Source organism: Hydrogenophaga sp. (assembly GCF_026125785.1).
Taxonomy (GTDB): domain Bacteria; phylum Pseudomonadota; class Gammaproteobacteria; order Burkholderiales; family Burkholderiaceae_C; genus Hydrogenophaga.
Genome location: NZ_JAHCKL010000003.1, coordinates 164,246 through 177,113, shown reverse-complemented (window position 1 = coordinate 177,113; position 12,868 = coordinate 164,246). Strand labels below are relative to the sequence as shown.

Sequence of the window (12,868 nt, the reverse complement as noted above, 5' to 3'; positions counted from 1 at the left end):
TCATCGCGCTCAGGCGGTGCCGCCGACGGTCAGGCCGTCGATGCGCAGAGTAGGCTGGCCAACGCCCACCGGCACGCTCTGGCCTTCCTTGCCGCAGGTGCCCACGCCACTGTCCAGGCGCATGTCGTTGCCGATCATGGAGACGCGCGTGAGCGCGTCCGGGCCGTTGCCGACCAGGGTCGCGCCCTTCACCGGGTACTGGACCTGGCCGTTCTCCACCCAATACGCCTGGCTGGCGGAGAACACGAACTTGCCACTGGTGATGTCGACCTGGCCACCACCGAAGTTGGTGGCGTACAGCCCCTTCTTGATGCTGGCCACGATCTCTTCGGGTGCCTTGTCGCCACCGAGCATGTAGGTATTGGTCATGCGGGGCATGGGCACATGGGCGTAGCTCTCGCGCCGACCGTTGCCCGTGGGCTTGACGCCCATGAGGCGCGCATTCATGGCGTCCTGGATGTAGCCGCGCAGGATGCCGTCTTCGATCAGTACGTTGCGCTGCGACGCATGGCCCTCGTCGTCCACGTTGAGCGAGCCACGCCGGTCGGCGATGGTGCCATCGTCCAGCACGGTCACGCCCTTGGCCGCCACGCGCTGGCCAACACGGCCCGCGAAGGCGCTGGAGCCCTTGCGGTTGAAGTCTCCTTCCAGGCCGTGGCCCACGGCCTCGTGCAACAGGATGCCGGGCCAGCCCGAGCCCAGCACCACCACCATTTCACCCGCCGGCGCGGGCCGGGCGTCGAGGTTGGTGAGCGCATAGGACACGGCTTCGTCCACATAGGACTGCACCATGGCATCGTCAAAGTAGGCCAGGCCGAACCGGCCGCCGCCTCCCGAAGTGCCGGACTCGCGGCGCCCCCCCTGCTCGGCGATCACCGTCACGGAGAGGCGGATCAGCGGCCGCACGTCGGCCGCCAGCGTGCCGTCGGCACGCGCCACCAGCACCACGTCGTACTCGCTGGCCAGACCGGCCATGACCTGCTTGACCCGCGGATCCTTGGCCTTGGCCAGGCGTTCCACCTTCTCCAGCAGGGCCACCTTGGCCGTACTGTCCAGGGTGGCGATGGGGTCCAGTCCAGCATAGAGGGAGCGTGACTTCGCCACCTTGGCCGAAGGCACGCGTGCCTTGCGCACCTGGCCTTGCGCCGAAATCGACCGCACCGTGTGGGCCGCATCCAGCAGCGAGTCCCAGGAAAGGTCATCGGAATAGGCAAAAGCGGTCTTCTCGCCACTGACCGCGCGCACGCCAACCCCTTGATCGATGCTGAAGCTGCCGGTCTTGACGATGCCTTCCTCCAGACTCCAGCCCTCGCTGCGCGTGGTCTGGAAGTACAAGTCCGCATCGTCCACCCCATGCGACATGATCTCGCCCAACGCACGCTGAAGGTGCGAAGGCGTCAGCCCGAAAGGTTCCAGAAGCAAGCCTTGAGCGGTGGCCAACCGGGCCAGGGTAGGTTCACGAGCAATCATCGCCCCATTGTAAGAACCCCCGCAATCGCCGCTGGCGACAGGGTCATCCGCCCCCAGGGCGAGCGAAGCGAAGCGCCCAACCCAGAGATGCCGAGGGTCCGGCTCCGCCGGCCCAAGGCATCGTCCCCCCTCCCAGCGCCGAAGGCGCGCCAGAGAGGGGGGAAGCCGCGCAGCGGCGCAGGGGGGAGCCCCTCTACGACTGCATGAATCGCCGGGACTTGGCGATGGACATCAGGATGCCCAGGCCCACCCCCATGGTGACCATGGCGGTGCCGCCGTAGCTCACGAAGGGCAGAGGCACGCCCACCACAGGCAGGATGCCGCTGACCATGCCCATGTTGACGAAGGCGTAGACGAAGATGTTGAGGGTGATCGCACCGGCCAGCAAGCGCGCAAACAGGGTGGGCGCCTCCACCGCGATCACCAGGCCACGCGCGATGAGAAAGACAAAGCCGGCCATGAGGCCCAGCACGCCCATGAGACCGAATTCCTCGGAGAAGGCGGCATAGATGAAATCGGTCGTGCGCTCGGGAATGAACTCCAGGTGGGTCTGTGTGCCCTGCATGAAACCCTTCCCCCAGACGCCACCGGAGCCGATGGCGATCATCCCCTGAATGATGTGGAAGCCCTTGCCCAGAGGGTCCTTGGAGGGGTCGAGCAGGGTACAGACACGCTGCCGCTGGTACTCGTGCAGCACGCGCCAGTCGACGTCGGGCATGCAAAGCTGCGGCTCGAAAGCGATCAGCAGCACCACGCCCACGGCACCCAGCACCACCGGCGGCAGGATCAGCTTCCAGCTCAGACCGGCAAAAAAGATGACGAACAGCCCCGATGACAGCACCAGCAGCGAGGTGCCCAAGTCGGGTTGCTTGACGATGAGCGCCAGAGGAAACGCCAGCAGCACGCCGGCCACCACGAAGTCCAGCGGCTTGAGCTGGCCTTCGCGTCGGTGAAACCACCAGGCCAGCATCAGGGGCATGGCGATCTTGAGCAATTCACTGGGCTGGATGACGATACCGACGTTGAGCCAGCGTTGGGCGCCTTTGCGCGCAATGCCAAAGAATTCGACGCCCAGCAGCAGCACGACCCCCACCAGGTAGATCGGCACCGCCAGGCTCATCAGGCGATGAGGCGGTATCTGCGAGACGAGGAACAGCACACCCGCGGCCAGCAGCATGTTGCGGCCGTGCTGCACGAACCGCAGGCCATGGTCGAAACCCACGGAATACATGGTGGCCAGACCAATACCGGCCATGAGCAGGATGGCGGCCAGCAGCCACAGATCGAAGCCCTGGAAGACGGGGACTATGCGCTGCAGCAGGGTGGGTTTGTCAAGAACGACGGCCATGGAGCACCGATTATCCTTCGCGCCATGAACCCGACCTCAGCCACCACCCATCTGCTCTACCTGCATGGCTTCCGTTCTTCCCCTTTGTCCATGAAGGCGCAGCAGGTGGGTGCGCGTGTGCAGGAGCGCCATCCGGACGTCGTCTGGTGGTGCCCTGCTCTGCCGGCGTCCCCGGCGCAGGCCATGGCCATGGTGGTGGAGGGCGTGCGCGCCTGGCCCCGAGCGACCATGGCCGTTGCCGGGTCGTCGCTGGGCGGCTTTTACGCCCGATGGCTCGCGCTGCAGGCCGATTGCCGCGCGGTACTGCTCAATCCGGCGGTGCATCCCGCCCGCGACCTGAAGGCCTACGTCGGCGAGCAGACCGTCTGGCACGCACCTCAGGAGCGCATTTTTTTCCAACCCACCTACGTCGACGAACTGCGCGAGCTGGAGAGCGACATCGCACGCCAGGCGGCGCTGCGTCCTGCCACGCCGCAGCGGCAGTTCGCCATCGTGGCGCAGGGCGACGAGGTGCTGGACTGGCGCGAAATGCAGGCCTTTTGCGCCGGTGGCGGGTTGCGCCTGCTGCCTGGCAGCGACCACGCCATCAGCGACTTCGACCAGCACATCGATGCGGTCTTCGACTTCCTGTTTCCCGCCGGTTGAGACAGAGGGGCGCCGTTCCCGCGTGGGACAATCCGCCCCATGCACATTCTGTTCGATGAAGCCGGCAAACTGCTGACCGGCCGCCTGCTGTCCGAAGCCGAAAGTTCGCTCCAGGTCGAGCTGGATTCCGGCAAACGGGTCAAGGTCAAGTCCGCCAACGCACTGCTGCGTTTCGAGAAACCCGCCCCCTCGGAACTCATGCCCCGGGCCAGCGAACTGGCGGCGTCGATGGAACTGGAACTGGCCTACGAGTTTGCGCCGGAAGACGAGTTCGGCTTCATCGATCTTGCGCAGGAGTATTTCAGCGCCGACGCGGGCATCCCGGAGCAAGTGGCCGCCCTCCTCTGCCTGCAGGGCGCCCCGCACTACTTCCGCCGAGCCGGCAAGGGCCGTTACAAGAAGGCGCCGCCCGACGTCCTGGCTCAGGCCCTGGCCGCGATCGAGAAGAAGAAGCAGGTTCAGGCCCAGATCGACGGCTGGGCCGCCGATCTGGCCGCCGGCCAATGCCCGCCGCCGGTGCGCGAGCAGCTCTACCGCATCCTGTTCCGTCCCGACAAGAACGCCCCCGAGTACAAGGCGGTGGTGGAGGCCGCGCGCAACAGCCACACCGCGCCGCTGGAACTGCTGCAGAAAGCGGGCGCGATCAGCAGCGCCTACCAGTTCCACTGGCAGCGCTTCCTGTTCGACCAGTTCCCCAAGGGGACCGGCTTTCCGGCGCTGCAGGCCCCGGCCATCGCCGACGAGTTGCCCACGGCCAGGGTGCGGGCGTTCTCCATCGACGACTCCCACACCACCGAGATCGACGATGCACTCTCGCTGCAAGGCCTGGGCACGGGCACCGTGACGCTGGGTATCCACATCGCCGCGCCGGGGCTGGCCATCCAGCCGGAGGACGCGTTGGACCAGGTCGCGCGCACGCGCCTGTCCACGGTCTACATGCCGGGCCACAAGATCACCATGCTGCCCGACGACGTGGTGCAGGCCTACACGCTGGAAGCCGGGCGCGACTGCCCGGCGGTGTCGCTGTACGTGGACATCGACGAGGCGACGCTGGAGCCGCGCGAGAGCCGCACCGTGCTGGAGCGCGTGCCCATCGCCCTCAATTTGCGGCACGACCAGCTCGACACCGTGATCACCGAGGACTGGCTGGAGGGCCGCACCGCAGCCGCCACCGCAGCGGCGGAGATCGCCGCGTTGCAGCCAGAGTTGGCATTTCTTCACCGCCTGGCGCGCCACCTCAAGGCCCAACGCGAACTGGCGCGCGGCAAGCCCGAAACCTTCAACCGCCCGGACTACACCTTCCGCCTGCAAGGCGTGCAAGGCAGCGAGCCGACCGGCGACGAGCGCGTGCTCATCGGCACCCGCCAGCGCGGCGCGCCGCTGGACCTGATGGTCGCCGAGGCCATGATCCTGGCCAACAGCCGCTGGGGCCAGTGGCTGGCCGACTGCGGCGTGCCCGGCATCTACCGCAGCCAGGCCAGCCTGGCGCCCGGCATGAAGGTGCGCATGGGCACCAAGGCATTGCCACACGCGGGCATCGGCGTGAAGTGCTACGCCTGGAGCACCTCACCGCTGCGCCGCTATGTGGACCTGGTCAACCAGTGGCAGATCATCGCCTGCGCGCGCTTTGGCAAAACCGCGGCCCTGGCGGCCCCCTTCAAGCCCAAGGACGCCAACCTGTTCTCGGTCATCAGTGCCTTTGACGCGGCTTACACGGCCTACAACGGGTTCCAGAACGGCATGGAGCGCTACTGGACGCTGCAATTCCTGCGCCAGAACGGTATCACCGAACTGACGGCCAGCCTGATCAAGGACAACCTGGTGCGCGCCGACACCCTGCCGCTGGTGCTGCCGGTGCTGGGCGCCGAGGGTCTGCCGCGTGGCGCCCACGTGCGTCTGCGGCTGGGCGAGATCGACGACATCACACTGGACGTGCACGGCACGGTGATCGAACGCCTCGACCTGCAGGCGGACAGTCCTGCCGACGGAGCCCAGGCCAGCGAGGACGAGGAAGACGAGGCCCTGGCCACGCCTCTGGCGTTGGCCATCGACGTCAGCGACACCGACGATGCCGCCCAGGCGCCTCAAACGCCCGGCCCGGCGGGGCACTGACGCTCCTGGACAAGCAGCACGGATAATGCGCCCGTGAAGTCCGCCACGAAGTTCCTGAAGCAACTGAGCACGCTGCAACTGGCGCTGGGCGTCTCGGTGGCGGTGCATGCCGCGCTGCTGACGGTGCGGTTCGTGAACCCCGAAGGCTTCAACCGGGTGTTCCAGGACACCCCCCTGGAAGTGATACTGGTCAACGCGCGCAGCGACGAAAAGCCCGAAAAGGCGCTGGCCATTGCACAGGCTTCCCTGGCGGGTGGCGGCGATGCCGAGCGCGGGCGCGCCACCTCTCCACTGCCGCCGTCGATGACGGCTCGCGTGGGCGACACCCCGGAAGACGACGAGCGCATGATCGAGGCCATGCGCGAACAGCAGAACCAGTTGCTGGCCCAGGTGCGGCGGGAACTGGCCAACATGCCACCGCCCGACGTGGCATCGCTCACGCCCAGCCGCGAAGCCATCGAGCGCGAAGAGAAGCGCAAGGCCCTGGTCAAGGTGCTGGCCGAGATCGAGAAGCGCATCAACGAAGAGAACAGCCGCCCGAAGAAGCGCTACATCAGCCCGGCGACGCGCGAGGAGATCTATGCCATCTACTACGACGAGTTGCGCCGCCGCATCGAAGAGCGGGGCACCAGCAATTTCCCCGAGGCCGGCGGACGCAAGCTGTATGGCGAGCTGACCATGGTGATCACGGTGAACCACAGCGGCGGCGTGCTGGACACCGAGGTGGTGCAGACCTCCGGGATCGCGCTGCTGGATCGCCGGGCACAGGCCATCGTGCGCAGCCTGAGTTTTGGCCGTTTCAACGATGCCATGCGGCGCCAGGCAGACCAGATCGTGGTCGTCTCGCGCTTTCGCTTCACGCGCGACGAAACGCTGCAGACCCAGCTTTCGTCGCAATAGCCCATGAGATCGTTCGGACGCTGGTTGCTGTGGATCCTCCTCGCTGGCGTGGCCCTGCAGCTGTTCTTCGTGCTGCGCATCGCGCTCATGGCGGTGGTGGACCCGGTGAGCACCTCGTTCATGCGGTCGGAGGCTTGGCGCATCGCGGGCGACCGCCTGGAGGGCGACAAACCCTGGCGCTGGTCGCACCAATGGGTGGACGAGGCGCAGATCAGTCCGCACCTCAAGCGCGCGGTGATCGCCTCGGAGGACGCCGGTTTCATGGACCATCGCGGCGTGGACTGGGCCGCCATCGAAACCGCCTGGCAGAAAAACGAACGCCGCCAGCAGCAGGCCGAGCGCCGCGCCGCACGCCAGCCGGAGCAAGCCGCTCGCGAACCGAAGATCGTCGGCGGGTCGACCATCACCCAGCAATTGGCCAAGAACCTGCTGCTCTCGGGTGAACGGCAGTTTCTGCGCAAAGGCCAGGAACTGGTGCTGGCCCTTGCACTGGAGACCCTGCTGGACAAGCGCCGCATCCTGGAGATCTACCTCAACAGCGTGGAATGGGGCGAAGGCATCTTCGGCGCCGAGGCCGCGGCCCAGCACTATTTCAACAAGCCCGCCAGCCGCCTCAGCCCACACGAGGCGGCCCGCCTGGCCGTGATGCTGCCCTCCCCCAAGTTCTTCGAGACCCGCCAAGGCTCGGCCTACCTGGCGCGGCGCACCGTTACCATCGTCGCGCGCATTGGCGCCATCACGCCACCATGAATATCCCGGCCTCACTCATGAGCATGTTCCTGCTCGGGTTGGTGCGCCTGCTGACCGGCGCGCAGGCGCGCTGGCACGGCTGCCCGCCCAAGGCCGAGCAGCGCATCTACTTCGCCAACCACCAGAGCCATGCCGACCTGGTGCTGATCTGGGCCGCGCTGCCGCAGGAACTGCGCAGTATCACCCGGCCCATCGCCGCCAGGGACTACTGGACGGCCTCGAACTTCAAACGCTGGATCACCACCGAAGTTTTCCACGCGGTCTATGTGGAGCGCGAACGCAAGGGCGAGGAGGATCCGCTGGCCCCGCTGATCCAGGCCCTGGAGAGTGGCGACTCGCTGATCCTGTTTCCCGAAGGCACGCGTGGCCACGAGGAGGATCCGCAGCCCTTCAAGTCGGGCCTGTACAACCTGGCCCGACGCTTTCCGGACGTGGTGCTGGTGCCGGCCTGGATCCACAACGTGCAGCGCGTGATTCCCAAGGGCGAGGTGGTTCCGGTGCCGGTGCTGTGCTCGGTCACGTTCGGTGAACCCGTGGTGCTCGGCACCGATGAGCCGCGTGCCGATTTCCTCACCCGCGCGCGACAGGCCGTCATGGCGCTGCGCGACGTCTGAACGGTCCGTCCATGGGTTCCTTTCTGCGCAGCCTCACGCCAGACCAGCAGGTCAGCCTGGTGTTCGTCGTGCTGTTTGGCTTGCTGACCATCGCCAGCGGCATCGGCCTGCTGTTGTCGCTGCGCGAGCGCCGCGCAGGCGAAGACCCCACTGGCGAACGCGCCCTGCGGTTGCGCGACAACCAGGCCTTGCTGCGCAGTTCGTGGGTGATGATGCTGGTGTTCTGGGTTGGCTGGGCGGCGGGCGAAGGCGTCGCCATCGTGCTGTTCGGCCTGGTCTCGTTTTTCATCCTGCGCGAGTTCATCAGCCTGTCGCCGACCCGTCGCGGCGACCACCGCAGCCTGGTGCTCGCCTTCTTCGCGGTGCTGCCGCTGCAGTACGCACTGGTCTGGACCGAGCGCTTCAACCTCTTCACGGTCTTCATCCCGGTCTACGTTTTTCTGGCCATTCCCGTGGTGAGCGCGCTGCGCAACGACCCGCAGCGCTTCCTGGAACGCAATGCCAAGCTGCAGTGGGGCATCATGGTCTGCGTCTATGGCATGAGCCATGTGCCGGCGCTGCTGTTGCTGAGCTTTCCGGGCTTTGCCGGCAGGACCGCCTTCCTGGTGTTCTTCCTGGTGCTGGTGGTGCAGACCTGCATGCTGGTGCAGCACATCGCCGCGCGTGGCCTGCGCAGACCGGTGGCACCGGCCATCAGCGCGAGCTTTCACTGGCGCAGCTGGCTCATGGGTCTGGCGGCGGGCGGCCTGCTGGGCGCCGTGCTGGCGGGCTTCACGCCCTTCAAGCCCTTGCCCGCGCTGGCCATGGCGCTGGTGGCCTGCGTGGCCGGCAGCCTGGGCCACCTCGTCATGAAAGCCATCAAGCGCGACCGCGGAGTGACGCACTGGGGCATGGACGGCCGTTCGGTCACCGGTGCCAGCGGCCTGCTTGACCGGGTGGACGCGCTGTGCTTTGCCGCGCCGGTCTTCTTCCACTCGGTGCGCTGGACCTTCGATCTATGAGGATTCTCGGCATCGATCCCGGCTTGCAATGCACGGGCTTCGGCGTGATCGACGCCGAGGGCAGCCGCATGGCCTATGTGGCCAGCGGCACCATCCAGACCAGCCCGCGGGACGGCGCGCTGCTGCCCGAACGCCTGAAGGTGTTGTTCGAGGGCATCTCGGAAATCGTGCAACGCTACCAGCCCGAGGTGTCCGCCTGCGAGATCGTGTTCGTCAACGTCAACCCGCAGGCCACGCTGCTGCTGGGGCAGGCGCGCGGTGCCTGCCTGACCGCATTGGTGGCCAGCGGACTGCCCGTGGCCGAGTACACGGCGCTGCAACTCAAGAAGGCGGTGGTCGGCTATGGCCGTGCCTCCAAGCCGCAGATGCAGGAAATGGTGCGCCGGCTGTTGCAGTTGCCTGGGCTTCCCGGCAAGGACGCCGCCGATGCGCTGGGCCTGGCCATCACCCACGCGCAGGTCAGCCGCACCGCGCAGGCGATCAACAAGGTCTCGTCGCTGCAGGCCCGCACGCACGCTGCCTACAAGGGCGGCCGGCATTACTGAGCCGAGCGGGCACCATCGATTGGTATGACCATTTTGTCGGCCTGAGGTATATTGCCATCAGGAGACAACACGCTTGGACACAAAAACAAAGCCCGGCTGGTACTTCGGCTGGAACATCGTGGCCGCCGCCACCGCGCTGACCCTGCTCACCGTGGGCATGCGCATGAGCATCGGCCCCTTCTTCATTCCCATGGTGCTGGACCTGGGGTTCAGCCGCAGTCTGCTCTCGGGCATCGTGGCCGCTGGCATGATGTTCTATGGCATCGGGATGCCTCTGGCGGGCTACCTGGTGGCGGTGCGAGGCACCCGCTTCGTGCTGCTGCTGGGCACGGCGATCACCGTGGTCTCCACCATCGGCACCGTGCTGGCCCGCGACCCGGTGAGCTTCTTCCTGGCCTTCGGCGTCGGCTCTTCCATCGGCCTGGCCTTTACCAGCCCGGTGGCGCTCACGCCGGTGATCAGCCGCTGGTTCGTGCGGCGTCGCGGCACCGCCTTGTTCTTCCTATCCACGGGCTCGATGGCCGGCATCGCCATCCTGACGCCAGTGTTCTCCTGGGCCATAGGCGCCTTTGGCTGGCAAGCCACGCTGCTGGGCTTTGCCGCGGTGTTCGTGGCCCTGGCGGTGCCCACGGTCTTGTTCGTGATGAAGGACGACGCGCCGGCACAGGCCGACCTGCCCGCTGCCGCGGCATCTTCGGCGGCACCCACGCCCGCACAGGCAGCGGCAGGCGGCATGCGCTTGCGCGATGCCATCCGCACCAAGCCCTTCTGGCTGATCTGCTTCGGCCTTTTCACCTGTGGCTACAGCATGAACCTCATGGGCACCCACGGCGTGCCCATGCTGATGGACCACGGCTTTGACGCGACCACCAGTTCACTGGGCATCGGCACCATTGGCCTGGTGGCCATTTTCAGCACGCTGTTCCTGGGACGCCTGTCGGACGTGATGCCCCGGCGCATGATCCTGGCGGCCATCTACCTGGTGCGCGGCCTGGGCTTCCTGGCGATGACAGCGGTCACGCTGCAGTGGGAACTGTTCACCACCGCCGCCATCGGCGGTCTCGCCTGGGCTGGCAGCATCGCGCTGTCATCGGCCATCCTGGCCGACGTCTACGGTGTGCGTCTGGTCGGCGTGCTCTATGGCTGGGCCTACCTCGGCCATCAGGTGGGTGCCACCATCAGTTCCCTGCTGGGGGGCTGGGCGTACGACCTGTGCGGCACGCATTGGGTGTCCTTCGGCTCGGCTGGCGCACTGCTGATCGCGGCGGCCTATGTGTCCACGCGCCTGCCCGGGCGTGCCGACCCGCCCATGGCGGCCATGCCCCTGCCAAGACGCGCCTGAGGCACGGTCGGTTGGTCAGCGTATGGGAGAGAACACGGTGGGCTGCAGCAACCGGTTCTCCATGGACTGCAGCATGGGCCGGATGCGGTCCAGGTAGGTGTGCCAGGCCGGCTCCTGCGCCAGCAGGGCGCGGCGACGGGCCCGCTCCTCGAAACTGTCGTACCCCCAGAGGTGCACCAGTGCGTTCAGCGTGCCGATCTCGGTGGTGAAGTAGCCGAGCATGCGCCCCAGCACGCGCTGCTGCAGTTCCAGCGCGCCGGTGGACGCATAGATCTCGAGGTACTGTGCCGGCGTGTACTCCGGGCGGATCACATAGGTGCGTTCTTCGACGAGCATGTCGGTCCTCTGAAGGTCTGTGTTGTCAGGTTGGAAGTGGCCCGTCAGGCAGCGGCCAGCGGCGCGGCACGCGGCCCGGACGCGGGCCGCGCCTTCGTGGCCTGTGGTTGCGCCAGGTGGCGGGCGGCGATGTAGCCAAAGGTCATGGCCGGCCCCAGGGTAATGCCACCTCCGGGGTAGTTGCCGCCCATCACGCTCAACGCATCGTTGCCCACCGCATAGAGTCCCGCAATGGGCCCGCCGCTGGCGCCCAGCACGCGTGCGCTGGCGTCGGTGCGAACGCCGGCGAAAGTTCCCAGGTCGCCCATGACCAGCTTGACCGCGTAGTACGGGCCTTTGTCCAGCGGTGCCACGCAAGGGTTGGGCTGGTGGGACGCATCGCCGAGGTAGCGGTTGTACGCGGTGTCGCCTTTGCCAAAGGCCGGATCTCGGCCGTGCACCGCGTCCGCGTTGAAGTTGGCCACCGTGCGCTCGAACACCTGTGCATCGATGCCCGCGCGCTGCGCCAGCTCGGCTGGGGTGCGCCCACGCAGCAGGTAGCCCGACCAGAGGTGCGGCAGCAGGGGCACGGGGAACGGCTTGGCGAAACCCAGGCCATAGCGGCGCATGGCCCGGTGGTCGGCGATGAGCCAGGCGCAGGTGTCTTCGCCTTGCGCGCACTTGGCGCGCAGCGCCTGACCGAAGTCGTGGTACGAGTGAGCCTCGTTGACAAAGCGTTGGCCATCGCGCGTGACGGCAATGATGCCGGGCTTGTAGCGGTCGATCAGGTGTGGAAACACGCCGAAACGGTCGCCACCCCGCGGCACGCGCGAGACCGGGATCCAGGCGGCCGCGTTCGGCAGCGCCGAGCTGGTGAGCCCGCCGACCGACTCGGCCAGGCGCCAGCCGTCACCGGTATTGCCAGGCGGCGCGGGCGACCAGTGCTCAGACCCTGTGGGTGCGTGGGAGAACAGGCGCGCGCGCAGCACCGGATCCTGCGGGAACCCGCCGCTGGCCAACACCACGCCACGCCGCGCACGCACGGTGCGCAGTTCGCCGCCGATGCGGGCACGCACGCCGGTCACCCGGCCCTCCTCGAACACCAGCGATTGCACGGGCGCCTCGGTGCGCACCGTCACACCCAGGTCGAAGGCGCTGCGCGCCAGCCGTGCGACCAGGGCATTCCCATTGGTCAGGCGTTGTGCCCGGCCGTGGCGCAGCATCTCGAGCGCGTGCTGGAAAAGGCGCTTGGTGACGTATGCGGCCGAGCGCAGCGAGCGCGTGCAATTGAAGAAGTGCGCCACCTCCTGGCTGGCGTTGAACATCATGCCGACGAAGGTGATCTCCCGCAGCGGAGGCCGCAGACGCCTGACCTCGTCCCCCAGGGCGCCCGCGTCATAGGGCGCCGCGACCAGCGAGCGACCGCCCGACCGCGCGCCAGGAGCGCCTGGGTGGTAGTCCGAGAACTCCGGCACCGGCAAAAAGGCAACCGAGGTCTCGCTCTCGAAAAACCGCACCATGGCGGGACCGTTCTCCAGGAAGGCCCGCACCCGGTCCTCGTCAAACTGGGCTCCCGCCTCGTGGCGCATATAGGTCAGCGCGTCGTCGAAGCTGTCCGCGGGCGCGCTGGCGGGGTTCTTGCCGTGGCCCGGCACCCACAGAACACCGCCCGAACGGGCCGTGGTACCCCCGTAGAGCGACTCCTTCTCGAGCACCAGCACATCCAGGCCGGCATGGCGGGCCACCACCGCGGCCGAGAGACCGCCGGCGCCCGAGCCGACCACGATCACATCGACATGGTCCGGCACCGCATTCGCGGCCACCGC

At 67.3% G+C, this 12,868-nt stretch carries 12 protein-coding genes; 8 read left to right on the top strand and 4 right to left on the bottom strand.

Translation table 11 applies throughout. The features are described from left to right. Positions 1 to 9: 9 nt before the first annotated feature. Both tldD and rodA read right to left on the bottom strand, forming a co-directional pair. The gene (gene tldD, locus KIT53_RS04825) at positions 10 to 1,470 is read right to left on the bottom strand and encodes a metalloprotease TldD (RefSeq protein WP_297748471.1); all 1,461 of its coding nucleotides are present in this window, start codon (positions 1,468 to 1,470) and stop codon (positions 10 to 12) included. A gap of 193 nt (positions 1,471 to 1,663) precedes the next feature. Continuing rightward, positions 1,664 to 2,818 carry a rod shape-determining protein RodA gene (gene rodA, locus KIT53_RS04820; RefSeq protein ID WP_297748468.1) on the bottom strand — a complete coding sequence of 385 codons (1,155 nt, stop codon included), beginning with the start codon at positions 2,816 to 2,818 and terminating at the stop codon, positions 1,664 to 1,666. Between the two features lie 24 nt (positions 2,819 to 2,842). On the opposite strand from rodA, the gene KIT53_RS04815 reads away from it, so the two are divergent. The 8 genes from KIT53_RS04815 (at position 2,843) to KIT53_RS04780 (ending at position 10,727) form a co-directional block, all read left to right on the top strand. Further along, a complete protein-coding gene (locus KIT53_RS04815) occupies positions 2,843 to 3,463 on the top strand; it encodes a YqiA/YcfP family alpha/beta fold hydrolase (RefSeq protein ID WP_297748465.1) in 621 nt (206 codons plus the stop codon). A gap of 39 nt (positions 3,464 to 3,502) precedes the next feature. Next, positions 3,503 to 5,575, top strand: a complete 2,073-nt coding sequence (locus tag KIT53_RS04810) for an RNB domain-containing ribonuclease (protein ID WP_297748464.1) — start codon at positions 3,503 to 3,505, stop codon at positions 5,573 to 5,575. A gap of 33 nt (positions 5,576 to 5,608) precedes the next feature. Beyond that, positions 5,609 to 6,475 (top strand): TonB C-terminal domain-containing protein, encoded by an 867-nt coding sequence (locus tag KIT53_RS04805; RefSeq protein WP_297748460.1) that lies wholly within the window; start codon positions 5,609 to 5,611, stop codon positions 6,473 to 6,475. 3 nt (positions 6,476 to 6,478) lie between these two features. Then, positions 6,479 to 7,225, top strand: coding sequence for a monofunctional biosynthetic peptidoglycan transglycosylase (gene mtgA, locus KIT53_RS04800; RefSeq protein ID WP_297748458.1), 747 nt, complete (start codon positions 6,479 to 6,481; stop codon positions 7,223 to 7,225). Then, positions 7,222 to 7,839 carry a lysophospholipid acyltransferase family protein gene (locus KIT53_RS04795; RefSeq protein WP_297748456.1) on the top strand — a complete coding sequence of 206 codons (618 nt, stop codon included), beginning with the start codon at positions 7,222 to 7,224 and terminating at the stop codon, positions 7,837 to 7,839. The genes mtgA and KIT53_RS04795 overlap by 4 nt, the downstream gene beginning before the upstream one ends. Before the next feature lie 11 nt (positions 7,840 to 7,850). Continuing rightward, complete coding sequence (locus tag KIT53_RS04790; protein WP_297748453.1) at positions 7,851 to 8,840, top strand: phosphatidate cytidylyltransferase; 990 nt, start codon at positions 7,851 to 7,853, stop codon at positions 8,838 to 8,840. After that, positions 8,837 to 9,385: a crossover junction endodeoxyribonuclease RuvC gene (gene ruvC, locus KIT53_RS04785; protein ID WP_297748451.1), complete on the top strand. Its 549-nt coding sequence runs from the start codon at positions 8,837 to 8,839 to the stop codon at positions 9,383 to 9,385. Before KIT53_RS04790 ends, ruvC begins: the two co-directional genes overlap by 4 nt. 73 nt (positions 9,386 to 9,458) lie before the next feature. After that, the gene (locus KIT53_RS04780) at positions 9,459 to 10,727 is read left to right on the top strand and encodes an MFS transporter (RefSeq protein WP_297748448.1); all 1,269 of its coding nucleotides are present in this window, start codon (positions 9,459 to 9,461) and stop codon (positions 10,725 to 10,727) included. A 15-nt stretch (positions 10,728 to 10,742) separates the two neighbouring features. On the opposite strand, the gene KIT53_RS04775 is transcribed toward KIT53_RS04780, so the two are convergent. After that, on the bottom strand, positions 10,743 to 11,063 hold the full coding sequence (locus tag KIT53_RS04775; RefSeq protein ID WP_297748446.1) for an NIPSNAP family protein: 321 nt from the start codon (positions 11,061 to 11,063) through the stop codon (positions 10,743 to 10,745). A gap of 44 nt (positions 11,064 to 11,107) precedes the next feature. Continuing rightward, a complete protein-coding gene (locus KIT53_RS04770; protein ID WP_297748444.1) occupies positions 11,108 to 12,865 on the bottom strand; it encodes an FAD-dependent oxidoreductase in 1,758 nt (585 codons plus the stop codon). Positions 12,866 to 12,868 lie beyond the last annotated feature (3 nt).